The organism is Anabaena catenula FACHB-362, from assembly GCF_014698735.1.
GTDB classification, from domain to species: Bacteria; Cyanobacteriota; Cyanobacteriia; order Cyanobacteriales; family Nostocaceae; genus Anabaena; species Anabaena variabilis_A.
Window position 1 is genome coordinate 12,841 of sequence record NZ_JACJTQ010000043.1, and the last position, 25,632, is coordinate 38,472.

Annotated in this window: 22 protein-coding genes; 8 read left to right on the forward strand and 14 right to left on the reverse strand. The window is 36.8% G+C overall.

All coding sequences use genetic code 11. From position 1 onward, the window contains the following. The first annotated feature begins 51 nt into the window (after positions 1-51). From H6G68_RS21375 to H6G68_RS21385, 3 genes are all read left to right on the forward strand, one after another. A complete protein-coding gene (locus tag H6G68_RS21375; protein ID WP_190908440.1) occupies positions 52-927 on the forward strand; it encodes a hypothetical protein in 876 nt (291 codons plus the stop codon). A 20-nt stretch (positions 928-947) separates the two neighbouring features. Next, positions 948-1,355 (forward strand): hypothetical protein, encoded by a 408-nt coding sequence (locus tag H6G68_RS21380; RefSeq protein WP_190908441.1) that lies wholly within the window; start codon positions 948-950, stop codon positions 1,353-1,355. A 153-nt stretch (positions 1,356-1,508) separates the two neighbouring features. Next, entirely contained in the window at positions 1,509-2,489 is a 981-nt protein-coding gene (locus H6G68_RS21385) for an aldo/keto reductase (protein WP_190908442.1), read from the forward strand. 171 nt (positions 2,490-2,660) lie between these two features. Here H6G68_RS21385 and H6G68_RS21390 read toward each other — a convergent pair whose 3' ends face one another. Together H6G68_RS21390 and H6G68_RS27345 are read right to left on the reverse strand one after the other, a co-directional pair. Next, entirely contained in the window at positions 2,661-4,553 is a 1,893-nt protein-coding gene (locus tag H6G68_RS21390; RefSeq protein ID WP_242045352.1) for a WG repeat-containing protein, read from the reverse strand. A gap of 3 nt (positions 4,554-4,556) precedes the next feature. Further along, positions 4,557-5,345, reverse strand: coding sequence for an S-layer homology domain-containing protein (locus H6G68_RS27345; RefSeq protein WP_242045353.1), 789 nt, complete (start codon positions 5,343-5,345; stop codon positions 4,557-4,559). Between the two features lie 392 nt (positions 5,346-5,737). Between H6G68_RS27345 and H6G68_RS21395 the strand changes: the two genes are divergently transcribed. Continuing rightward, a complete protein-coding gene (locus H6G68_RS21395; RefSeq protein ID WP_190908443.1) occupies positions 5,738-6,964 on the forward strand; it encodes a DUF4336 domain-containing protein in 1,227 nt (408 codons plus the stop codon). A gap of 115 nt (positions 6,965-7,079) precedes the next feature. On the opposite strand, the gene H6G68_RS21400 is transcribed toward H6G68_RS21395, so the two are convergent. The 6 genes from H6G68_RS21400 to patD all read right to left on the reverse strand — a co-directional run bounded on the left by H6G68_RS21400 (position 7,080) and on the right by patD (position 13,201). Then, a complete protein-coding gene (locus H6G68_RS21400) occupies positions 7,080-8,060 on the reverse strand; it encodes a magnesium transporter CorA family protein (RefSeq protein ID WP_190908444.1) in 981 nt (326 codons plus the stop codon). A gap of 38 nt (positions 8,061-8,098) precedes the next feature. Further along, positions 8,099-8,611: a GNAT family N-acetyltransferase gene (locus H6G68_RS21405; RefSeq protein WP_190908445.1), complete on the reverse strand. Its 513-nt coding sequence runs from the start codon at positions 8,609-8,611 to the stop codon at positions 8,099-8,101. Positions 8,612-8,791: 180 nt separating this feature from the next. Beyond that, complete coding sequence (locus H6G68_RS21410) at positions 8,792-9,511, reverse strand: class I SAM-dependent methyltransferase (protein WP_190908446.1); 720 nt, start codon at positions 9,509-9,511, stop codon at positions 8,792-8,794. Between the two features lie 62 nt (positions 9,512-9,573). Beyond that, on the reverse strand, positions 9,574-11,223 hold the full coding sequence (locus H6G68_RS21415) for a dipeptide ABC transporter ATP-binding protein (protein WP_190908447.1): 1,650 nt from the start codon (positions 11,221-11,223) through the stop codon (positions 9,574-9,576). A 199-nt stretch (positions 11,224-11,422) separates the two neighbouring features. Then, positions 11,423-12,664, reverse strand: a complete 1,242-nt coding sequence (locus tag H6G68_RS21420; RefSeq protein ID WP_190908448.1) for a hypothetical protein — start codon at positions 12,662-12,664, stop codon at positions 11,423-11,425. A 183-nt stretch (positions 12,665-12,847) separates the two neighbouring features. Beyond that, a complete protein-coding gene (gene patD / locus H6G68_RS21425; protein ID WP_190908449.1) occupies positions 12,848-13,201 on the reverse strand; it encodes a heterocyst frequency control protein PatD in 354 nt (117 codons plus the stop codon). A gap of 297 nt (positions 13,202-13,498) precedes the next feature. On the opposite strand from patD, the gene H6G68_RS21430 reads away from it, so the two are divergent. Then, on the forward strand, positions 13,499-15,775 hold the full coding sequence (locus tag H6G68_RS21430) for a RelA/SpoT family protein (protein WP_190908450.1): 2,277 nt from the start codon (positions 13,499-13,501) through the stop codon (positions 15,773-15,775). Positions 15,776-15,856: 81 nt separating this feature from the next. On the opposite strand, the gene H6G68_RS21435 is transcribed toward H6G68_RS21430, so the two are convergent. After that, positions 15,857-16,789 carry a cobalamin-binding protein gene (locus H6G68_RS21435; RefSeq protein WP_190908451.1) on the reverse strand — a complete coding sequence of 311 codons (933 nt, stop codon included), beginning with the start codon at positions 16,787-16,789 and terminating at the stop codon, positions 15,857-15,859. Between the two features lie 673 nt (positions 16,790-17,462). Between H6G68_RS21435 and H6G68_RS21440 the strand changes: the two genes are divergently transcribed. From H6G68_RS21440 to H6G68_RS21450, 3 genes are all read left to right on the forward strand, one after another. Then, positions 17,463-17,795 (forward strand): hypothetical protein, encoded by a 333-nt coding sequence (locus H6G68_RS21440; RefSeq protein ID WP_190908452.1) that lies wholly within the window; start codon positions 17,463-17,465, stop codon positions 17,793-17,795. A gap of 964 nt (positions 17,796-18,759) precedes the next feature. Next, entirely contained in the window at positions 18,760-20,163 is a 1,404-nt protein-coding gene (locus tag H6G68_RS21445) for a GTP-binding protein (RefSeq protein WP_199332682.1), read from the forward strand. A gap of 283 nt (positions 20,164-20,446) precedes the next feature. Continuing rightward, positions 20,447-20,722 (forward strand): Calvin cycle protein CP12, encoded by a 276-nt coding sequence (locus tag H6G68_RS21450; protein WP_190908453.1) that lies wholly within the window; start codon positions 20,447-20,449, stop codon positions 20,720-20,722. A 126-nt stretch (positions 20,723-20,848) separates the two neighbouring features. Here H6G68_RS21450 and H6G68_RS21455 read toward each other — a convergent pair whose 3' ends face one another. The 5 genes from H6G68_RS21455 to apcB all read right to left on the reverse strand — a co-directional run bounded on the left by H6G68_RS21455 (position 20,849) and on the right by apcB (position 25,578). Further along, the gene (locus H6G68_RS21455) at positions 20,849-21,667 is read right to left on the reverse strand and encodes a TlyA family RNA methyltransferase (protein ID WP_190908454.1); all 819 of its coding nucleotides are present in this window, start codon (positions 21,665-21,667) and stop codon (positions 20,849-20,851) included. Further along, a complete protein-coding gene (locus H6G68_RS21460) occupies positions 21,668-22,102 on the reverse strand; it encodes a DUF29 family protein (RefSeq protein WP_190908455.1) in 435 nt (144 codons plus the stop codon). It abuts the gene before it with no gap. A 110-nt stretch (positions 22,103-22,212) separates the two neighbouring features. Then, positions 22,213-24,390: a Z1 domain-containing protein gene (locus H6G68_RS21465; protein ID WP_190908456.1), complete on the reverse strand. Its 2,178-nt coding sequence runs from the start codon at positions 24,388-24,390 to the stop codon at positions 22,213-22,215. Next, on the reverse strand, positions 24,387-24,863 hold the full coding sequence (locus H6G68_RS21470; protein ID WP_190908457.1) for a hypothetical protein: 477 nt from the start codon (positions 24,861-24,863) through the stop codon (positions 24,387-24,389). The genes H6G68_RS21465 and H6G68_RS21470 overlap by 4 nt, the downstream gene beginning before the upstream one ends. A 205-nt stretch (positions 24,864-25,068) precedes the next feature. Then, entirely contained in the window at positions 25,069-25,578 is a 510-nt protein-coding gene (gene apcB, locus H6G68_RS21475) for an allophycocyanin subunit beta (protein ID WP_190908458.1), read from the reverse strand. Positions 25,579-25,632 lie beyond the last annotated feature (54 nt).

A 25,632-nucleotide genomic window follows, 5' to 3' on the forward strand; every position in this document is an offset into this window, starting at 1 on the left:
TTAAGGCCAACTATTTAGTTCAGATGTCCAATTAATAAAGAGGTGATTTATATGATATCAACAATAATTCATAATCAAAAGTGTCAACGGGAACTATTCACGAAAATTCCTGTTGAACTTCAGTGGTTATCTAATAAAATCAAGTCACAACATTATGATGAATTATATGAAGGGTATAATGATACTACAGATTCATTAGAAGATGATTTACAAGCTGTTTTAGAAATTTTTGGTAATGAAAATCAGTCAATCAACCATATTAGATATATATGGATGACGCTTATCATCAGTTTAGCTGTACAACCTACTTTAGAATATTATGATCCAAATAATAATTTACCGAAAATAGTTATTCAATTAATGGAAAATTTTTTATATCAATCTATTAAAGGTTCAATTAATAGGATAAATCAGAATAAGCTTGATAAATTTATTAATGAGATATTTAAGTCTCATGAATCTTATTTTCAGAAAAGAGGAGCGAATTTTCAAGCAATTAGCGAAGCATTAGATGTCTTTTATAATGCAATTCGGGTTCTTAACTATGATAAATCTGTAGAAGCAATTTTAGAAATTTTAGAAGATTGCTTAGAAGGTGATGCCATTTTTCCAGGTTCTTATGGTAGACGTGAGTTGTTTGACTGGTGGTTGTTCCATGTTGTACCTGCTAGTTATAAGTTATCACCTCCTGAAATATTTTATGTAGTAGAGGGAGTAAAAAATAAAGAAGAAATTAGATTGCGTCAAACTCGGCTGTTAGAAAAAATCAGCAAAGAAATCAGGTCTGCTCTACAAGAGTTAGAATCAAATAAACACAAGGATTATATCTTTCCCAGTCCTAAAAAAATCAATTGTGGTTCATTTACAAAGAGTGCTAAAATACAATATCCGTATAAAAATCCTCAATTAGCTTATACTACTAGATAGAAAGTTAAATAATAATTCGTATGAGTGAAAAAAAAGACAATAACCAAGACTTAATAGGTGCATTGGTACAATCTCTCCAAAATGGTAACTTTGAAGAAGACGAAGAAGAAATTGCCACAGAAAAAGAAAGTTATGGAGAAGAATACATAACTCAATTACAGACAGCTTGCAATAATTTCCTCAAAAAAGATTCTTTTCAAGTAGGACAATTAGTGCAATGGAAAGCAAATCTCAAGAATAGAAAATATCCTTATATAAATCAGCCAGCTATTGTTGTAGAAATACTGGATGAGCCTATCATTAGTAATGACGAAGAATCTGGTAGTCCCTATTTTCGCGAAAACCTCGATATCATCTTAGGGCTGTTGTTTGATGATGATACTTTTCTAACTTTTTACTACGATAGTAGAAGATTTGAGGCTTACTAAATTAAATCAAGATACAAGATAAAATCTGCATCATCATGTAACTTAGATTTAACTGAATCCTAACTATTAGTGCGATGGCTACGCCCGCCGCAGGCATCGCTCACCCCAACTATACTAAACTGCTAATATATGCAGTTTTTATAGCCAGTAACTATGCAAACTAATGAAAAACTCTCCCTTCCTGCTATGGGTTGTGGGACTTGGGCATGGGGAAACCAACTCCTCTGGGGATACAATGAAAGCATGGATGACCAATTGCAACAGGTATTTAACCTGTGTGTGAGTAATGGTGTCACCATGTTTGATACTGGTGATTCTTACGGAACGGGAAGATTAAACGGACGTAGTGAGTTACTTTTAGGGCGTTTTGCAAGCGAATACGACGGGATAAATAAAGACAATATTTGCATTGCCACTAAGCTTGCTGCTTATCCTTGGAGATGGACAAGAAAATCAATTATATCAGCTTGTAATGCTTCTGCAAAACGGTTGGGTAAAAATGTCGATTTAGTGCAAATGCATTGGTCTACAGCTAATTATGCACCTTGGCAAGAAGTTGGTTTATTAGATGGTTTAGCAGATTTGTATGAGCAAGGTTTGGTGAAAGGTGTAGGATTATCTAATTACGGTACAAAACGACTGCAATGGGTACATAAAAGATTTCAGGAACGAGGAATACCAATTAAAACTTTGCAGGTGCAATATTCCCTTTTATCTACTTATCCAGTGACTGAATTAGGGTTAAAAGAAGTTTGTGATGATTTGGGAATTAAATTAATCGCTTATAGTCCCTTAGCATTGGGTTTATTAACAGGTAAGTTTTCCGAAAAAGGTACTTTTCCTAAAGGTATTCGCGGTTTGTTGTGTAGACAATTATTACCAGGAATGAAACCGCTTTTAGGATGTTTGCAGGAAATAGCAAATACTAGAAATAAAACAATGTCTCAAGTTGCTCTTAATTGGTGTATTAGTAAAGGTACAATTCCCATTCCTGGGGCTAAGAATGTGGAACAAGCGAAAGAGAATATGAGCGCTTTGGGTTGGTTTTTAAGTGATGGTGAGATGATAGAGTTGGATAATGCTGCTGATAGGGTGGAGAAGAAAATGGTGCAAAATATTTTTCAGACTAAGTGAAGTAGAATTGACGGGTAAATAAATCTTTCAATTTTTATTCTTCCTTCTTCCTTCTTCCTTTGCTACGCAACGCTAACGCGAACGCGCTCTTTGCGCTCTTCGCGGTTTGTTTCTCTTCCTTATCCGTCAAAATTTATTTAATAGACTACTAGTTATGGCAATTGAGGATTATTAAGGTTTACGAATATATCCCCATTTACCACCCATCAAAGATGCTTTACCTTGTTCCTGATCTTGTTTTAATTCTCCACCACCATTAACTAATGCCATGCCTTCAGAAAAAGGTTTAGCTAAATTAAAATTGGGAGGAATTATAAACTCACCAAACTGATTAATATATCCCCATTTACCTGCTATTTTAGCAGGAGCTAACCCTTCTGAAAAAATATCAGCTTCATCAAATTGTGTCTTGATAATCAATTTTCCTGTTTTATCAATATATCCCCATTTATTACCAATTTTAACTAATGCAAAACCTTCGGAAAAATTGTTAGCATCATCAAATTGAGATTGGATTATAGTTTTTCCTGTTTTATCAATAAATCCCCATTTATTAGCGGTTTTCACAGATGCTATGCCTTCAGAAAATGACTTAGCATCATCAAATTTAGCAGCAACAACAAATTTACCTTTTTTATCAATGTAGCCCCATTTATTAGCGGTTTTGACTGCTGCTATACCTTCAGAAAATGATTTAGCATCATCAAATTGTAATGTAGGTATCAGTTTGGCACTTTTATCAATATAGCCATATTTATTATTAATTTTTATCAAGGCTAATCCTTCTGAAAAAGGTGCAGCAATATCAAACTGAAGCCTGCCAACAAGTTTACCAGTTCTATCAATGTAACCGTATTTGTAACCCATCTTGACGGCTGCCATACCATCAGAAAATGACTCAACCCAATCAAATTTTGCCTTGAGGCTAATTGACTGGGATTTATTTATGTAAGTGTAATTATTATTTATTCGCCGCTGGTTAAAGCTATAATTCTTAATTTCTTTGGGGTCAAATTTTCCAGCGGGTTGAGAGTAAATACTAGATTTTAAAACATTAGCTAAAGCATTATTATCTTCTCGTAAAGCCTCGTAGAAAAAGAAAATTTCTCCTTGAATACCAACAGAACGGTTGTATTTTAGTGCCTGAAATAAGTGTTCTGTATCAATTCGATATGCACTACTTTTTAAAAGAACACCCGGAATTAGTTGGGGCAATTGTTGTTTAGTAAATTGAGTAGTTACGAGTCTATCTATATCTCTTTTATAAAATTCTAATTCTCGGTGATATAACTGTGGATGAACTAAATCAACTAATCCCAGATTAATCCAAGTTTGAGAATCTTGTAGGTAGTTTTCATAACTCCAAGGATAAGGACTCGGAGACATGGAAATAATTAATTCAGGATTTATATTAATTATTTCTTGGTAGAAGCGAATTAAAAAATTTGAAAGAATATCAGCCCGCCACTGTAACCATTGTGGATCTTTAGAATTTTCTGGTGGTAGTCGATTAAATTCTTGACGATAGCGTTCTACAGTTTTTTGATCGTATCCACCTTCACTTGGTAAAGCGGGAAAGCGATCATCTCCTTGAATGCCGGCAATTTCATAGTTTTTAGCAACTTCTATAAATAAACTTAGGAGAAAGTTCTGCACTTCGCTATCAAGAGAATTTAGCCAATCAAAACCATTTTTATTAAGTAAATTTCCAGCATAGTCACGCGCTGCCCATTCTGGTTTTTTAGCGATTATTGCCCCACCATTTTTTTGATAGGAACTAGCAAAGCCATATTCAAACCAAGGGATAACAGCTAAATTAACTCGTTTTGCTTCTTCAATTAATTCTTTTAAAGGATCTCTACCTTGAAAGCGCGGATTGATTTCGATGCCGAAGTTTTCCCGCATAACTTGACTGGGATAAGTTGTTGTGCCGTTATTCCAAACAACAGGAAAGACAACGTTAAATCCAGTTTCGGCAAGAAAGTCCATAGCCTCGGCAATATTTTGTCGGGAGTTAAAGACTTGACTGGCTGTTGTAGTAATCCAAATACCTCGAATTTCCATGAATTAGATTGAGCTTGATTTATTTATGTTTTCTCTTACTAATGCCAATCCTTCGGAAAAAGAATTAGCTTCATCAAATTGTGGCGGAATTACAAATTTTCCGGTTTTGTCGATATAACCCCACAAATTATCTTTTTGTACCCGTGCCAATCCCTCCACAAAAACATCGGCAAACTCAAATTGTGGGGGAATTATAAATAATTCTATACCAGGAAGATATTTGTAAGGTACGGTGGGAATTGCCAAAACTCGACAAATAAATGTGGCTATTTCGCCTCTAGTAGCGTTTGTATTGGGCTGCAAGCGTCGGATGTTCGGGTAGTTAACAACTATGCCCTTTTCAGTTGCGGCTGCGATCGCACTTACAGCGTAACTGGGAATTTGCCCAAAATCATCATAATATTTTTTCAACGTATTGATCGGCTCTTCTGTCGCCTGATAATTTAACCCTGAAGCTAAAGCCGTTAAAGCTTGCACACGGGGGATTGGTTGATTGGGTTGGAAAGAACGATTGGGATATCCAGATAGATAATTTGTCTGATATGCTGAAGCGATCGCTTTAGCTGCCCAATGATTAGCGGGTACATCTGTAAAGGTAATACCCGGACGAGATGATGGCTGTTTCGGTAAGGCTGTGTAAATAATCGCCGCAAATTCAGCACGAGTCACAGGTGCATTTGGGCGAAAAGTACCGTCTGGATAACCTTTTAATATATTTCTCCCAGCAGCCGCAAGAATAGAGGCTTTTGCCCAATGGTTTTGAATATCTGCAAAAATAGACTCGTTCAACATAGATGTCTTTAACTTTCCTAATCTGGATTAACTAGATTCCCTACCTCAGTAGTCATTTTTAGATAAATTGTCTGCTAAATTGACTTAATTTTTGTTAAGTTGTGAAACCTTAAGTAAGTCTGCAAGTTAACAATTCAAAATAGCTCTATCAAGGTTTAAATCCTGGATAGAATTTGGAGCTATTTCAAGAAGCAATTATTGGATGATAGTCTTCAATAGTCAATTTAGCAGTGATTATAGTCATAGCAATTTTGCGGCTGCTATATTATGCTACTTTGATTTTTGACAAAATTGAATGAAAAATTGAATTATTACCTCAATAATTTGCTAAACTCCAAATTCAAGAGTGCAAATCAAAATTTGAGCATCAGGAATTGGGAGAGGTTGGCAGAGTGACTAACAGTGAAGAAATAGTCAATATAGAAAATGTTAATCCCCAGGACTTTTCATGGCGCTTCTGGCCTGTTGTGCCAATTTACCCTTATGGTAAACGTCGGACAATCCGTAAAGAGGTTGTAAAAGATACCATCTGGACTTTTGATCAGTTACAAGGGATTTTCTACGTTGTTGTGCCAATTCGCATGACTGTAGTTAAGCTAGAAAATGGCGGTTTGCTTGTTTATGCACCTGTTGCACCAACAGGAGAATGTGTCCGTTTGGTAAATGAGTTGGTAGCAGAACACGGTGATGTTAAGTATATTATTTTGCCCACCATATCGGGAATAGAACATAAAGTATTTGTTGGCCCCTTTGCGCGATCCTTTACCAATGCACAGGTATTTGTTGCACCCGAACAGTGGAGTTTTCCCCTAAATTTGCCGTTGAGTTGGTTGGGTTTACCTGGAAAACGGACTCAGGTATTACCGGAAAATAGCCAAGAAGCGCCTTTTGCCGATGATTTTGATTATGCCATATTGGGAGCCATTGATTTGGGGCCTGGTAAGTTTGCAGAGGTAGCTTTTTTCCACAAGCGATCACACACTCTCTTACTTACAGATACCATAATTTCTGTGCCAGCAGACCCACCAGCCATAGTCCAACTCGATCCCTATCCGTTGTTGTACCACGCCAAAGACAAAGCCTCGGACATCGTTGCAGATACCCAAGCCAATCGTTGTAAAGGATGGCAGCGTGTGACTTTGTTTGCCTTGTATTTTCAACCGAGTGTGTTAGCAATCCCGACATGGGGTGAAGTGTTCCGGGATGCCCAGAAAGCCCCAGAACGTTCTAGAAAAGCCTATTTTGGAGTTTTTCCTTTCCAATGGCAAGAAAATTGGCAAAATTCATTTGATGTATTGCGTGGAAACGGACGTTTATTCGTTGCACCAATTTTACAAACTTTGATTTTAAATCGCGCACCAAAAGAAACAATAAATTGGGCTGATCAAGTTGTAAATTGGGATTTTAATTGGATTATTTCCTGCCATTTTGATGCCCCAATTAAAGCAAAACCTCAACAGTTTCGGCAAGCATTTTCATTTTTGGAAAAACAACCAATGGGAGGTTTAGTTAGTAGTAATAGTTATCCTTTACCAGAAAATGATTTTAAATTGTTGAGAGATATTGATACAGGGTTAACTAGGTTTGGTATTGTGCCACCAGCCAGAGATAAGGTGTAAACAATTAAAAATAAAAAATTAAAAAATTAAAAAATTAAAAATCTTCTTTCATGAACTTTTTACCTAATTTTCAATGGTAGCTGGATTTCTACCGCAGTGTAATCAATCTTGCTGACTACAACCAACGTTGTCGTTTAGCATAGACAATACTAGAAATCACAATTAATGCCATGACGCTGATAACAGCAGGATAAGCCCAAGGTTGTTCTAATTCCGGCATATATTTGAAGTTCATACCATAGAAGCCAGAAATAAAAGTGAGTGGCAAAAATATGCTTGAGAGAATAGTGAGACGATTAATTCGTTCACTGGTTTTGCTGGCAACATTATCCCGTTGAATTTCCATTAATTCTGACATCCACGCTCTCAAAGCCAGATATTCTTGCCAGAGATTATCAATGTGATGAACCAATTCTTGATTAAATAATGCCTTCACAGGTGGGGTAATCCATTGGAAATCCTCGTAATCCATAATAGCTAAAAGTGACTTGATGCTTTGAAAATTGCGCCTTCCAACACGAGTAGATTGCCTCATCGTGGCAATTTTCTGATAGGTTGAGTCATCACCCAATTTATCTAAAACTTCATCTTCTAAATCATCAAGCTTTCTAGAAATATAGTCAAATACAGTATGGTAATTATTTAAAATATCTTTAAAAATAAAATATAAAATATAGTCAACTCCCCACTTTTGAATATCTAAATTTCGCTTTTGAAGATTGTTGGTGAGGATGCTGAAGATTTTTACTTCCGTGATTTCAAAGGTTATGATAAAATTTGTTCCCACCACAATACTGCCACGGGCTACCTCAAACTCACGATTTTTTATTTGATGAGTCAGAATTTCATAGCTGTTAAATAAACAATCTTCCATATCTTCATCAATTCCTATAGGGGAATGATTGAAAATCATGTCAACACGAGATGGATTAAGTCCAAAATACTTGATAATTCTAGCTGTTCCAGTGCGATCGCGGAAGTTAATACAGCGCAACCAGATATTGCAGGCATTATCAATCTTTGTCAGTACTACATCAACATCCCTCGTGGTAAATAATTCCAGTTTATTCTGAGAAAAGGTGAGGAGAATTAGCATATTGTAATCCTAACAGACTCCAGGTAAGATTTATTTAACTATGTTGCAGACGTGGTTGAGTCCCCAACTCGTAAACCCATAATCATTAAATCCTTTTCTTCTCCATCCAAATCGGCAATTCTAGGCAAAAGTCCCCAAGTCTGAAAACCAAAAGATATAAATAATCCTAAACTCGGTTGATTGTGAGCAAAAATAAAACTTACTAAAGTCTTTAAACCTAAATTTGGACTTTCATGAATTGCTTTCCTTAAAAGTTGCTTTCCCAAACCACATCCCTGAAAGTCTGGGGAAATGTAAATACTAATTTCCGCAGTTGAATGGTAAGCCGGTCTGCCGTAAAATGATTGAAAACTCAACCATCCCGCAATTACATCTTCTGTCTCAATTATCCACAGCGGACGTTGTGAAGGTACTCGTCCTTTAAACCAAGCCAGACGACTTTCCACAGATACAGGTTCTAAATCGGCTGTCGCCATGCGGCTGGGAACCGCAGCGTTGTAAATTCCTACAATGGCAGGTAAATCAGTTTCTCTGGCATGGCGAATAATCATTGCTGCTACTTGGGAAAATTGTTGTTAAAATCTTCACAAATAATACACTGTCACAGGAAGAGTTATCAGCTTTTCTGTTGATTTTATTCAATATAAATGGAGAGAAAATCTTGTTTCGTATCTGGCGATCACTCAGTCTTGTCTTCACAGTCATAATTATCAAATGTCCTGAATTTGATCTCAAAACCGGACTTTGTACAACTCGAATAATTCTCCTAATTGCCGTTTGACTACTTTAGCACCCGCAGCTTTAATTGTTTTTTCCCAGTCTGTCGTAGATTCTAGAAACACTTCAGCACCCAAATAAGTTTCTAGAACAGCCCAATCTTCTGCTAAAGGCTGTTGTGAATTAAGAATATCAAACACAAATTGTCCACCTGGTTTCAATACCCGTTTGACTTCCAACAATACAGCATTCCAATATTCTAGGGGAAAATAGCAACTAAAACCCGTTGCAATTACTAAGTCAAATTGCTCAGAAACATAGTTTAAATGATGAGCCGCTCCTAACTCAACACCTTTGAAAAGTTTTGAGTTTAATTGCGAACCACGAGAATTAAGAGTATCTCTGGCGATATTACTAATTTCTTGCCCATAAAAAAATGCTTGCCAATCTCGCCAAGGATAAATTAAAAAACTGACACCACAGCCAATATCTAGACAATGTTGGTTTTTTTGAGGTTGAGCAATTTCCCAAAAAGGCGATACAATTCTATCGGTTAATATGCCAGTAGTCCATTCCCGAAATATTGGCATTGCTTGTACTTCGTCTGGTACTTCAAATTTTTGATTTTGATATTGTTGATTGAAGCGATATGCTATTTGTGCTACTCTCTCTTGCCATTTATCTGATTGATTAGTATTGGTTGTGTAAGGTTTAGAAGACGGATTTTTAGACATTAATTACTTTGGTGATTGGTAATTGGGAACAGGGAATATCTATCTTTACTTCTGACTCTTGATTATGCTCTTGCTAATAAAGGTGCAGCAGCTAATAGGGTTTGGGTGTAGGGATGTTGAGGATGAGAAAAAATTTGTTTTGTTTGTCCTAGTTCGACAATTTTACCACCATTCATCACTGCTATGCGATCGCACAAAAACCGCGCTAACCATAAATCATGGGTAATGAATAGGTAAGTTAACTCAAATTCTGCCTTTAGTTGCAGCATCAAATCGAGAACTTGTGTTTGTACGCTGGCATCTAACATACTTACCGGTTCATCACATATTACCAGTTTGGGACGAGTAATTAAAGCCCGTGCTATGGCTACCCGTTGTTGTTGTCCCCCAGATAAATCAGAGGGATAACGCTGGTAATAAAGTTCTGCTGGTGTTAAACCCACTTTTTCTAACATCCATAAAACCTGTTCTTTGGCTTGGATGGTATTAGCTAAATTGTGAATTAATAAAGGATCTGCTATACTTTGTCCTACCGTCATTGCCGGATTTAAACAAGCATGGGGATCTTGAAAGATCATTTGGATTTGTCTACGGGAAGAACGAATTTCTTGAGGTGACAAACTGGTTAATTCCTGTCCTAAAAACTCGACTTTTCCAGATGTAGGATGAATTAATTGTAAAATGGTTCTAGAAAGTGTACTTTTCCCGCAACCAGACTCTCCTACTAATCCTAAAATTTCCCCTGGATACAATTCTAAATTAATTCCATCTACAGCTTTAATTGTTTGTCCTTCTCCTTTAAATAAGCGTTCAATAAAATTCGGTTCTATGGTATAATGTTGCTTAAGTTCTGTGATTTTCAGAATTGGTGATTGGCTTGTTTCTGTATTATCAATTACCAATTCTTCATTATCATTGACTGCTTGAATATGCAAAGCCGCTTTTAATAGAGAACGGGTATATTCATGTTGGGGTTCTTTAAATACAGTTTCCGTTTTCCCCATTTCGACCATTTTACCCTGATACATTACCCCAATGCGATCGCAATATTCCCCCACCATTGCTAAATCATGGGAAATCAACAACAATCCCATATTCTCCTCAGCACACAATCGCGTTAACTCTTGCAGGATTTGTGCAGAAACCGTGACATCTAAGCTGGTTGTGGGTTCATCCGCCACAATGAGTTTAGGATTAAGGAGAAGCGCCAGTGCAATAGCTACCCGTTGACGCATTCCCCCGCTAAACTCATGGGGATACTGACTCCAACGACTAGCGGGAATCTTCACTTTCTCCAAAGTCGCTAAAGCCTTTTCTTTCGCTTGTTGTTTTGATAACTCCGGTGAATGGGCTTGTAAAGTTTCAATACAATGATTACCAATCGTCATCAACGGGTCAAGACGCGTCATAGGGTCTTGAAAAATCAAAGCTACTGCTTCACCCCGAAACTTCTGCATCTGAAGCGGTGTTAAATCTAAAACAGGCTGTCCCTGAAAATTTACTTTACCCTCAACGCGACTAGAGGAAGGTAACAAACGCATGATTGCCCTTCCAATAGTAGATTTACCGCAACCAGACTCTCCTACCAAACCCATTCTTTCCCCTGTGTGCAGTGAAAAAGATACATTATCAACCGCCCAGCTTGCTTCTTCTCTGTTGCGTTGGGGATAAGCTACGCAGAGATTTTCAACATTAAATAAGGCTTCACTCATAGTTAATTATTAGCCTGGCGCTACCAGCTTTTATAAAATCGTAAATTTAGGATAGTCTATCAGATTAGCAAAAGTAGTTGTTCTACCAATACAGATATTGCTACTGCGCTTAAGGTAGTTATATTAACGAACCACAGAGACGCAGAGAACGCAGAGGCATATAAACAATAGATATATGCCTACAAATTATTAACGGGACTTAGGAATGATTCGGATTTTGATCAGCACCACAATGATAACAATAAGGCAACTTTTTGTAAGTTAAATTATGGCAATTGTGGCATTCAACATATTGATAATAACCGCAATGAGGACAATGGGCATCATGAGTTTTAATGGTTTTAGCACAGTTAATACATTGTGATTTTTGAACTCTTTTAGCAGCTTGAAACTTAGTGTTAAAAACAAATGTTTGTAAGAATTTTATCAGTCCAAAACCAACCAGAGGAATCAAAAAGATATAAACAAAGTTAAGTAGGAACAGCAACCTACCAACTAAATTACTGATGATATTTAAAATGAACTGTGCAATTGCACCAATTTGCAGAAATTGAAATATTTTAAAAATCAACGGAATTAGAAATATCACCAGTAAATGCCAGCTAATTAAAGCTACGAGTCCATATCCTTTTCTTTGGCTAAATCTATTAACCAATAAAGCAATAATAATTAAAGGGAGGAGAAAAATAGATTGAAATATCAGTTGGATACTGGGATACCAAAATGATGCGCTTTGATAGCCTTTTGCAACTTCCGTAAATTTAGTTTCATCTTTTAGAAAAGATAAAAAATCAATAATTTCTGGTTTCGTCAGCAGTTGGCTTTGCAGACTAGCCATTTTCTGTTTAAATGTAGAAATTTTACGGTTATTATTATCTAATTCTTGTTTAGCTTTTTCTGCTGCAACTTGATTAATAGAATTTCCTGGAGACTGTCCAGCAATTTTTTCTAACAGCGTTGAATCATATTGATTGCGAATATTTAAATTTGCTTGTGCTAATTTATTGATATTATCTTTTGTCTGATTTATAGCTATCAGAGTTTGGCGATTTTCGGAATTATTAGTCTTATCTTTAGCTTCACCATAGTTCAAACATATTTCCGAAACCTTACCCAAATGTCCTAGTTCTTCCTGTTGATAGATTTGCCTAAAATTGGGTTGAGTAGTTGTATTATATGGCAATGAATTCCTAATAAGTTCAAAATCTTTATCCTTAGTAGTTTGTTTTTTGTAACTATTCCATTCTGAATAGCATGGATAAGCTTGATATGGGCTGAGATGCCATCTACTAATATGATCTAAACCAGTAAAAACATTGATTAAAATAAAAATATCAACTAAAATAATCACAATCAAACTTACCTTATTTACAGGTTCATTATTGATTGTTCGAGAATTTTGAAAAAACTGACTTAAAAAAAGACGTATTCTATTAAACATATAAATTTTATACTTACGTAGGTTGAGTCTCTTGATGTCAACCCAACATTTTGAAAATCAAAGTTGTTGTTGGGTTAAGCTGCTGCTGAAATCAACCTACCATTTTCTTGTTACTTTGGTAGCAGTCTCATGTCATTCATAAGTGGCATTATGTAGTTAAATAGAGAAAAAGGAGAGTAATATTTATTTTTCCCCTTTCTCCTCTGGTTGGAGTATGGCATGGCAATATCTAATCAGAGTTATCAAGCGTTCTTCAATGGTTATGAGCCTCGCTTGTGCCGTTGCGGACTGCTTTGCACCTTGGAAAAACATTACATCTATTTCCAAGAGACGCAGTTGCTTACTCATCTCCGTTTGATAAGACTGCTCCCGATATTCTACATCGGCTAAAGGGACAATTTGTTGGATAAACCATTGCTGCAAAGCTGCCAGACGCTGCCGTAGGGTAGGAGCATCTAGTTGATTTTTGGTAACATCAGAGCGTAGATGCTCTAGTAATGTTGCAAATTCCTGATATTTATCAAGATTCAGAGACATCCAGTGCTAGTTAAGATAGTATTAATGTCAAGAAAATTTTCTTCTACAATAAACTTTTTTAAGGACTCAATCAAACTAAAAGCCTCGAATCATACTTTGAGGCTTTGTTTGCCATCTATCGATATTCTGCCTTATGTGCCTCGACACCTGCAATGGATGATGATCACAGGCAATTAGAAAGTCATCCTCACACTGTTTTTTCTACCCGTCTGTAGGGCAACAGCATCTTCTTGGGACGATGCTGTAATTTGCGTCTATATCTCACTTAATCCACCAAAAACTTATAATCTCTCTTGTATGAGCAGCTTACTTCTTAATTCTTCAGTTGATGTCAGTCTTCCGGAATGGCTTAAGAAATGTTTACGAGAAACGTCAGCAAAAAACAGCGAACCGGAAGATGAGCGATCGCATAGCGATATGGCTTTAATTTGTCGTGCATTTCAATTTGCCTATCAACTCCATCAGGGTCAGTACCGTAAATCTGGAGAAGCATATATTGCCCATCCAGTTGCTGTAGCTGGCTTGCTGCACGAGTTGGGCGGCAGTCCTGCTATGATAGCAGCTGGATTTCTTCATGATGTAGTTGAAGATACAGAAGTTACAATTGAAGAAATAGAAGAGCATTTTGGTGCAGAAGTACGCCAATTGGTGGAAGGTGTCACCAAGCTTTCTAAAATCAATTTCACTAGCAAAACCGAAAGCCAAGCTGAGAATTTCCGGCGAATGTTTTTGGCAATGGCTAAAGATATTCGGGTAATTGTGGTGAAGTTGGCAGACCGTTTGCATAATATGCGAACCTTGCAGTATATGTCAGAAGCAAGCCGTCGCCGCAGCGCCCAGGAAACGCGAGATATCTTTGCACCCTTAGCCAATCGCTTGGGTATCTGGCGAATGAAATGGGAATTGGAGGATTTGGCGTTTAAGTATTTGGAACCGGACGCTTTCCGTGAAATTCAGCAGCACGTTTCTGAAAAACGGACTGCGCGGGAAGAAAAATTGGCTAAGGCTACAAATGTTTTGCGGGCGCGTTTGCAACAAGCTGGAGTTCAATGTTTGGATATCAGTGGCCGCCCCAAACATCTTTATAGCATTTATCAAAAAATGCATAAGCAGCAAAAAGAATTTCATGAAATTTATGATTTGGCGGCGCTGCGAATAATTGTGCAAACTAATGAGGAATGCTATCGGGCTTTGGCAGTCGTTCATGATGCTTTTCGCCCCATTCCTGGCAGATTTAAAGACTATATTGGATTGCCTAAACCTAACCGTTACCAGTCGTTGCATACTGGGGTAATTGGTTTGACTGGTCGCCCTTTGGAGGTGCAAATTCGGACTGTTGATATGCATCATGTGGCTGAATATGGGATTGCAGCACATTGGAAGTATAAAGAAACAGGTGGTTCCAGTAATAACCAATTAACGGGTTCAGATGAGAAATTTACTTGGTTGCGGCAATTGCTGGAATGGCAAAGTGATTTAAAAGACGCGCAAGAATATTTAGATAGTGTTAAGGACAATCTATTTGAAGATGATGTTTATGTCTTCACCCCTAAGGGGGATGTGGTTCCTCTAAGTCCCGGTTCTACGAGTATAGATTTTGCTTATCGAATTCATACAGAGGTGGGGAACCATTGTGCAGGTACGCGGGTGAATGGGCGAATGGTGCCATTATCAACGCGATTGCATAATGGGGATATTGTTGATGTTATTACTCAAAAGAATAGTCATCCCAGTTTGGATTGGTTAAATTTTGTCAGGACTTCGGCGGCAAAATATAGAATTAAACAATGGTACAAGCGATCGCGCCGGGAAGAAAATGTGGCGCGGGGACGAGATTTATTAGAAAAGGAACTCGGTAAAACTGGTTTTGATAATTTGCTCAAATCTGACGCAATGCAGACTGTTGCCGAAAAATGTAATTATCACAGTGTGGAAGATTTACTGGCAGGTTTAGGTTACGGAGAGATTACTTTAAACCTGGTATTAAATCGCTGGCGAGATGTGGTGAAAGCTGATCAACCAGTGGCTGATGTGATACCCTTTATACCCAAGGAGCCAACATCAAAATCTTCACGGGATACGCCACCAACTACTTCCCGTGCTAGTGATTCGCCCATTCTTGGCGTAGAAGGCTTGGTTTATCATGTAGCTGGATGTTGCACGCCGATTCCTGGGGAAGGGATTATTGGTGTAGTAACGCGGGGACGAGGTATATCTATCCATCGTCAAGGCTGTCATAATGTGGATAATGTGGAATGTGAACGCTTAATTCCGGTGAGATGGAACTCAGCTTTAGAAAATCACGGCCGTCCTCACACTTACCCAATTGATATTCAAATTGAGACTCTTGATAGAGTGGGAATATTAAAAGATATTTTATCGCGGTTGAGTGACCAAGGTATAAATGTGCGTCATGCTAACGTGAAAACGGCTGTGGGACAACCTGCTTTAATGGATTTGGGCATCGATATCCGCGATCGCTCTCAATTAGAACACTTGTTTGCTCAAATTAAGAAAATGAGTGACATTCTTAACATCCGCCGTCTTGGTCAAGTTGAGGAGTTCCAAGGGTAGTTTTTCTGCGGTTGTGATAGCAATAGCCGGAATTGTGGAGAAGCCTACACTGTATGGTGACGCATACAGTGTAGGAGGATTTCACTTTTGTAAAGGCTCCCAACCGATACCTCTATAACCATATTGAAAAATGTCTGGGTGCAAAATTTCTGCTAAAATTTCCACAGAATCTGCCAGTCGCGGACTAGGACGGTTAAAGTAGGCGTTACCGTCGGTCACAAACACTCTACCTGTTTTAGCAGCGTGCAGTTTTTGCCACTCTGGACGTTGAGTTAACAATTTTGCTTCTTGCTGAGTTCGTCTTAAATCAAAGCCACGAGGCATGAAAATAATGACATCGGGGTTGGTGGTAATCAAAGTTTCCCAGTTCAAATGAGCAGAAGGTTGACCCATAAAGCTAAACAATGTCTGTCCACCTGCCAAATTGATTAATTCAGGAATCCAATTTGCAGCCGTCATCAAAGGCTCAGTCCACTCAATACAAGCGACTGTAGGCATTTCGGTTACAGAAAGTCCTTGAATTTTACTTTGACAAATTTTGACTCGCGCTTCTAAATTCTCCAGTATTTTTACTGAGTCCACCCCAAAGGTTTGACCAACTCGCTCAATATCACCCCACACATCCTGTAGTGTGTTAGGTTGTAAAGAAATAATTTTGGGTGAACTGTGGGTAAGTTCGGTGACAGCCTTTTCAACGTCTGGTAATCTGACACCACAGATATCACACCGATCTTGAGTGAGAATATGCGTTGGCTGCAATCTCTCTAAAACATCAATTTTAATTTTGTAGATACTTAGAGCAGATTGCAATATACTGTTCACTTGCTCATGAATGGCGTTGCTAGGAGCAGTACCGTTCAAGCTTGCTTGAGTACATACGGGGATATTTGCTATTTCTGGAGGATAGTCACATTCATGCGATCGCCCTACAATAGCTTTCGACAACCCCAGTGTGGCGATAATTTCCGTCGCACTGGGAATTAAAGAAACAATTCTTATATTTTTATCTGTCATGGTTCCACCTACATAAAAGGTGTTCCTAATTGTTATTCTTGCACAATATAACTGGTAAATTATCCTTCTTTAGAAGCATACATAATCCAAGTTACTAGTTATCTAAATTTAGGCTAATAATTGGTCAATACACATTACTTCCTACTAAGTAAGTGGGCGTTAAAAAATATAAGATAGACCTAAACCCCCAACCCCCCTTCAATAACAAAAGTTGTTCCTTTTCCCTCCCCTGTAGGGAAGGGTTAGGGAGGGGTAGGGAAGTGGGAGTCTAAGCCTCTCCCCTTGTAGGGGAGAGGAATGGAAGCGAGGTTTTACAGCAGAATTCAGGAGTCAGGAGTCAGGAGTCAGGAGTAAAACTGGCTTGGTGTCTAGGTTTCAATTTAGATTCTGTACCTCATTGATCTGCAATCTGCTGTATATTTAATTGCACCAAGCTACTTAGTACAGGTGAAAAGCTTATGCAATCAGCCTTAGTATAAAACCACCCTAGATTTATCCTGACTCCTAAATTCTGCTTTATTCCTGATATTTTCTATTTATAGTCTCATTTCCAAATCTCATATCCAGTACTCAACAACAATACCTTAAACTATCTCCAAAGAAAGAGCTACTTACACCTTTGATTGTTTAGATTGATATTAGTAATAGTCAAGTTTTAATTGAGGAAAAAGTTATGACTAATAATGATCAAGACAATCAAATTCATCAGCCAGTAAGTAAAGATAGCTTTACGAGAGAAAAACCAAATGTCAAAGAAAGGAAATTAACCGCAAACCCAGGAGATAGAATTGCTGATGAACCACAATCAATTGAAGAGAAAGCCAAACAAGTAGCTGTAGATGTCCCTGACATTACAGGCGATCAAATTACAGTTCCCACCTACTTTGTAGTAGAAACTCCCGAAGGTGAAAAAAAAGCCCTTCATCATGTAAAAGATGCAGAAGAGATTTCTGATGTCATTCGTCAAGCACGAGTTAATGAGAAAGGTGAACGTATTTGGTGGTAAGTAGCCATCATGAACTGCGTACACCAGAACACATGAAAAAAAACTTCTTATTCCCCTCCACGAAACAGCGGGTAGGGGTTAGGGGTGGGGTCTTATTTTCAAGTCAGGTGGGATTAATTAAATGGTAAATCTCTCCCCTGGGAGGGGAGAGGCTTTTAATTTCTCCTTCTTCACTAGGAAAGGGATTGCTGCTTATTCCAATTAAACCTTTTTAATATATCAAAATATACATATATAGAAAACATATCGCAAAAAAGCGAGCATTTACCTTTATCGAAAAGTCTTAGTGACGTACTGAGAGGTAAATCGCCAAATTTAAAGTATATTATATTGCTATTTATTTCTAGTTTACTTTACTTAAGTATCTAATTTAATCTTTGATTATCAAGACTTGTAGATATTTTACTTATTATTATATTCGCAGTTGTAAGTCATTTTTATAGCTAAAACTATTTGCGTACAAAAGTAATTGTGATTTTTATTTTTGACTTTTAAGTGGAAATGCTTAATAATGATTTTTCAAGAAATAAATTTCTTCTCTATCGATTGAGCAGCATCAAAGTACTAATCATGTTTTTATACAAAAAGAATTACTTGTTCAACAACGACAAAAAATCTAAACCTACAGCAAATAATCGTTATTGGACTGTTTATAATATTATGATATACGTGTTTTTACTAAGCATACCTATTGATACTTATGCGTTTTTGCGTCTAGTACTACCTGTTTTCTCTTCTCCTGTATTCACTAATGTGGGAACCTCCTACCACCCTACTTCTATTCCTTGGATAGACAACTCATCGCAATGTGAACATTCTGGTAGAAGTTGGGAAAATAATAAATGCTGGGATAGTGAACACAGTCCTACGTTCTGAATTAAGATATCTGAAGTACTAAAAGTTAATTTATAAAAAACTAGAAATTTCGATATAAATGGATATGTAACCCATTGTTTACTCCACCTTGTCTCAACCCAACGCAGTGAGAAACCTGCAAGAAACTCATTTGAACCGCGCCCGTGCTAGTCTTAGACAGGCTCTATCTTGGTATGGATATCTCCGCAAGTCAGGACAGCTATCATCAAACCCAAAACTGGCAGGTTTGGTAAAACCGGAAATAGAAATTTTAACCGCCACACTCAACAAGCTAGACTCTAACGTGGTGAGAATAGCTGCTTTTGGTTTAGTAAGTCGCGGAAAGTCAGCGGTGTTAAATTCCTTGCTAGGTGAAAAAATTCTCCAAACTGGCCCCCTTAACGGTGTGACTCAATGGCCTCGTTCGGTACGCTGGAAACCAGGAGGAAAGGTATTAGTAGAATTAATTGATACTCCCGGTTTAGACGAAATTGACGGGGAAGCTAGGGCGCAAATGGCGCGAGAAGTAGCTCGTCAAGCCGATTTAATCTTGTTTGTTGTTTCTGGAGATATTACTAGAACTGAGTATCAAGGGTTGTTAGAATTAAGACAATCTCAAAAACCACTGATTTTGGTTTTTAACAAAATCGATTTATACCCAGATACAGACAGAAACACCATTTACAAAAATTTACAACTATTAGGTGCAGGAAATCTTCAAGAAAAACCCTTACTACCTGATGAAATTGTCATGGTAGCAGCTGAACCTGCATCAATGGAAGTTAGAGTAGAATACCCAGATGGAACTGTGAGTTATGAATGGGAAACACCACCACCACAGGTTGAGGAACTGAAGCAAACAATTCTGAATATACTCAATCGGGAAGGGCGATCACTTTTAGCTTTAAATGCACTCATTCAAGCAAGGGAAGCAGAAGCAGTTATAGCTAGTAAAACCATTGATATTCGTCAACAGGAAGCAGAAGATATCATTTGGAAATTTACTAAATATAAAGCCCTCGCTATTGGTTTAAATCCCATTCCTATTTTAGATATTATTGGTGGTTTAATTACCGATTTAGCTTTAATTCGTTCTTTAGCTAGATTATATGGTTTACCCATGACTAGCTATGAAGCTAGTAAATTATTAAAAACCATTTTATTCAGTTCTGGTGGTTTATTGTTAGGAGAAATCAGCAGTAGTTTAATGTTAGGTTTAGGCAGTAGTACCGCTGCTATAGTCAGTGGTGATAGTCCTGTGAATATTACTACTTTTGCGGGGAGTGCGTTAGCAAAGCTCACTGGAGGTATCGCTCAAGGTAGTATTGCTGGTTATGGTGCTTATACTGTCGGTAAAGCCGCACAAATATATCTAGAAAAAGGCTGTACTTGGGGACAATTAGGTGCTGATACAGTCATTCAAGAAATTCTATCACAAGTTGACAAAAATACAATTTTGTATCGTTTACAGCAAGAATTGGGTGGAAATTTTGGGGATTTTGGACATCAGTAACCATACTCTGATGTCCCCAAATACAGACGAAATTTTTAATTTTGAAGTGGTATAAATTAGCCATTGCTCCTTTATCATGGCTAAAAAAGTATATAAATTAACTAAAAATATTTTTTTTAATTGTTACCGTTGAGAATAGTTTCTTAACTGGTTCTCATACTTTCTCTACATTCCTATCTTCCCATACAACAAGAACCAAACAGTGCTGAGTAAAAAATACTTAAGTACCCATTAGACTTTGCAGTAAATCTTGATCTTACTCCACAACAAAGGTGAAAATATCATGACATCTTTTAACGAAATTTTAGCTGCTATTAACTCAGATAAAAATAGCACTAAAACCATTGAGCAAGCAATTCTGGAAGCAATTGTAGAAGCTCGTGTAACCTGCGAGCAAAATGGAAGTCATTCCCCTAATTGTGCTGTAGCTTGGGATATTGTTGAAGAATTGCAAGCAGAAAAAGCGCATCAAAAACAAGCCAAACACCGTAAAACAGCTTTAGAAACCTACTGCGAAATGTATCCAGATGCATTAGAGTGTTTGATTTACGATATTTAAATTTGTGAGGTTGGGTTTAACCCAACCCTACACTGAGCTATTGGGGATAGTTTTGAGATTTTCGCAGTTTTTTGGGTATAGATATCGCTTATATGTATCGGTTCTATATTTTAAATTCAGAAAATTTTAAGCATCTCGAAAATTAGCAATTGCTGATTTAGTCATTTGCAAAATTGCTTCTAAATCTGGTGCTGGTGTCTCACTTTCCATTCCCAACCAGAGCAGAAATTCAATATTTCCCGCAGGGCCAGTTATGGGCGACCAAGTTAAACCTTTATACTTCCAACCTAATTCCAAAGCTGCTTGTAACACTTGGAAAATAGCATCAGCTTGGTCTTTAAAATCGCGGACAACGCCCTTTTTACCCACGCGAGACTTCCCTACCTCAAATTGAGGTTTCACCAGCAATACAGCCTCTCTAGGTGCTTGCGTTAATTGCCATAAAGCAGGCAAAATTTTATTTAAAGAAATAAACGACACATCCACCACAGCTAAATCAGGAAGTATCGCATTTTCAGCATATAAATCTTCTGGTTGGAGTTGACGTAAATTGGTGCGTTCTTTTAAAATTACTCTTTCATCAGTTCTGATTTTCCAATCAACTTGTCCATAGCCAACATCAATACCATAAACTTGAATTGCACCAGATTGTAATAAGCAATCTGTAAAACCACCTGTAGAAATTCCCCCATCTAAACAAATGCGTCCAGCTACAGGAATTGCAAAAAATTCTAAAGCTTTAGCGAGTTTTTCCCCACCACGAGAAACAAAAGGAGGACGTTCTTTAACTTGAATTTGTGCAGTTATATCTACCTCAGTTCCGGCTTTATCAATCATCTGTTGATTTACTGTCACTTCCCCAGCTTGAATTAACCGTTGTGCTTGCTGACGGGAGGGAGATAAACCTAAATCTACTAATAAAGTATCTAATCTTTGTTTAACCAATTAATTTGACTCTCCTGGTGAGATTAAACCTAAAGCATAATGAATAATTTCTTCTTCATTAACCAGCTTTTCTAATTCTTCTGATTCATAACGACCTTCTGCCACTTCCAGCGAAGCTTCATCAATAGCATTTAAATAAGCTTCTTCTAGTACTTCTTCTAATTCTTCTCGCGTGAGATAATAACCGCCAGCTTTACGACGCTTATTTTCTCGTTGAATTTCCCGAATTGAATTCCTAATTGTAACTTCCCAGGAACGAGTTGTGCGATTTTCAGCTTTTTGTTTAATCAAGTGCAACAATAAAATCACTGCATAACTCCGAATTGTCTTGATAATTTCATTTCGGCTCATTTCTTCTAATTCTTCAACTATAACTAATGCTTCTTGGACATTCCCTTGCAGAAGCAAGTTTTTCAGGGTTAATAATTCTTCCATAAATTCATATTTTTTCTAATGTATGAATATTTCTAATATACCGTAATATATAGTTTTAGTTTATTTTATGTAAGTTATGAACTGGCTTAATCAGTAATTATTTATACACATTACTCACCCTCATCATAATTAAACATAAAAACAAATTTTTGTTTAGGTAAAACTAACATAGGTAGATAAATAGGATGATCATCCCAACCATTAATTTTTTCACCTTTTTGATAGCAAATAATTAAAGTTGCGACATCAGGATATTTCTTTTGAGCTTCTATTGACCAACCACCTGATCCAAAGCCAAACATCCATTTAAAAGGATCTTTCCTTAGCAAATCTAATCCTTCTTTATTATTTTTCTTCCCCCTACGAACATTTAAACGTCCTTTGTCCATACCTTTGGATTTCATATTTGTTAAGGCTTTAATGATACGATTATCTTCCCATTCTTCAGATGAAACATAATAACTTTTGGTATGACTGATGATTTTAATAATAAAATCTATATCTACCTCAGCATATTCTTCATCATCTTGATAATTAATTAAAAAATTCTCAATTGCTTTGAAATTAGGCTCTATATCCTCTTTTTTATAAGCTGGATCTTGTGCAAAAATTAATTTCCCTGGTCTTAATACATTAATAACAGAAGGATCTAAAACATTAGATCGAGTTGGTTTAAGATGTCCTCCTATCCAAACAGGTTGAACTTTAATATTGTGAATATCATCTCCTATCGCTTGACGCATTGCTTCATCTGCTTCGTAAATGGAACGAAAAGCATCTAATATATGTTCTGCTAAAAAGAGACGAGTCACATCTTTCAATTGTGGACGATAACCATACATTCGAGCGTGTTGATGAACTGTATCTACTGTCTTTTGTTTTGCATCACGTCCATAATAAGTTACCATTAAACCCTCAATTGTTACACCTCTACCTAATCTATTACCACCGATTAGTATATTCATTCCAGGGTTATAATTAGGTTCTTTATCGGGATTATTTGCATTGATAATTTTAGGAATAGCGTGTCTAAGTTGAATTTTCAACTCGTCTATTAATTTATTCAGTGCTGGTAATTTATCTGCTGTTTTATCTAACTCTTTATATGCTTCTTCTAACCATTTTATGGCTTGTTTATAGTCTGTTCGCGAACTCTTTTCACGAATTGCTTTATCTAAATTAATCACAAAATTACTAATTACTTGTTCTAAGCTTGCATGGATATCTTGCTTGTAACAAATATGAACCAGAAAGGAATAAGTAGCATCTTCATGATCAGATGATAAAATTTTGTAAGTTGCACCTAAAAAGAAACAACATAAAGCTAACCTTATTCCTTCAGGAATTATCCATTTGTTGCCAGGATTAATTGCACCTTTTTGTTTTTTAATTTGATTAATTTCTTCAGCATCAATAATAACACAATGCTTACTCTGTTCTGAGAAAAATAAATCTCCTCCCATATAAGCATCTCCTGGTTCTGGTAACGCTGCACAAAACTTAGGTTTACAAGGATGTGGTAGATTTTGTAATAATAAACTTTGGGGAGTTGCAGTAATTTGAATATAAATGTGATTAGGAATTTCTTGACGAATATTGCTGTGTATTTGCTCAAAAGTTGAGCTATCAGGAATTGTTTCTTTCCCTTGTTTAGATTGTTTAGATTCATTTGTATTTAAACTAGCATTATCAGCTTCATCATCAAAAATTAATGTAGGAAAATTTTTAACTTTAGCTGTTTTTAAAACTATCAATAATCTCTTTAGATGAGAAACATTTTTTGTAGTAACTAAAACCACACCTGTATCTTTTATATAGGGTATAACCTTAGTTTTGGCAAAATAGACAGGATCTTTTTTCCAGGCTTCCCAATCAAAAATAACAGGGCCTCCTTGAATTTGATTATTAAACCGATTAGCAGTTTGTTCTCCTAACCATGTATTATTAGAAGTTAAGACAATAAAACAACGAAAATTATTTTCATGTGCTAGTGCTAAAGTTGCAATAGTTGTATTAGTTTTACCACTTTGAACTCGACCATAAATAAGTCCTGTTGTACCATTAGGAATAGGGTTTATTCCTTTGTAAGGTTGGCTGACTAATCCTGTACTATTTTTTCCTACATCACCATCACCAAAATTTTCCGAATAAACTTTGACACAATTTTGTACAACTTCAATAGCAGTTTCTTTAAGTTGCTTTGCTTCTTTTAGTCCAATTTGTTTCTCTAATCTTTTAATTAATCTATCAATACAGTCGCCATTAATTTCAATAGGAATATGTGTCATAGGTTATTTGATTTTGATAAAATTACGTCAGGCCAGTTATTTTGGGGTATTGTCCGTTCTAAGGGAACTCTCCCTGTACCTTTAACATAATAACTACCTCTTTGTTCCCTTTTTACAGAAACACGCTGATTGGCTAAACCTTCACTGTAATCAAGAATTGTCCCTAGTTGTTCTTGTGATAGACAACAAACACCATCCCGATGACAAATTAATGCTATAAAAAGTCTGATATCTGGATATGTTTGATGAAACTTTGTGAGTGCAATTTCTTCCTGTTCACCGAAACTAAATGACCATGAAGAAGTAGGTTTTTTTGATATTTTAAATAGGATAGCAGATACTGTATTTAAGCTTTTTATAATATAAAGAGATGAATGAATGGAAGATAAATAACTTATAGATACATCAGATGTTCCTTTTAGTAGTCGAAGAAAAGCTGCACCATGTAAAAATTCTAGATCATTAATACTCATGGAAGTATCGCCAAAAATCATCTGTTACGTGATACATTTTACCATTAAAGTATTCAGCATTTTTATATTGGCGAAGGCGTAACTTATTTTTATTTTAAAAAAAAGTAAACGCACCTTGCCAAAAAAGCCAAAGTGCGATCGCTATTAAGTCCGCGTCGGCGGACTTTAGTTGTGTAGCAGCGATTTCTAATCGCCGGGACTTTTATTAAACATCAATCTCACTCAACTCACGAGTGATATAGTCAAAAGGCTCATCCACAAAAGCAGTATTAGCCACACCCGCAGCTGTAACTTGCGCCTTGACAATATCTTTCATAATCTGGATACCCTGAACTGTTGAACCAATAGGTACACCCAAAGAATTGTAGGTTTCCCGTAGTCCTTGCAACACACGTTCATCCAACACATTCATATTGCCAGCAACCAAGGCATAAGTAGCATAGCGCAGGTAATAATCCATATCCCGCAAACAAGCCGCATAACGACGAGTTGTATAAGCATTACCACCAGGACGAATTAATTCAGGTAGTTCTTCAAATAACTTAGAACCAGCCTGTTTAACTATTGCTGCTGCATTAGAATTAATCGCAGCTGCCGCTTGTACTCTTGCTGTACCGGTTTCAAAGTAAGACTTGAGGCTGTCGATCGCATTCCGGTCAAAATAACGGCCGGTTACGTCATAATTCTTAATTAAAGTTGTAACTGCATCGCGCATTCTTTTTTCTCCCAATCATTAACTATCTATGGTTTGATATTTATTTGGCTGCAA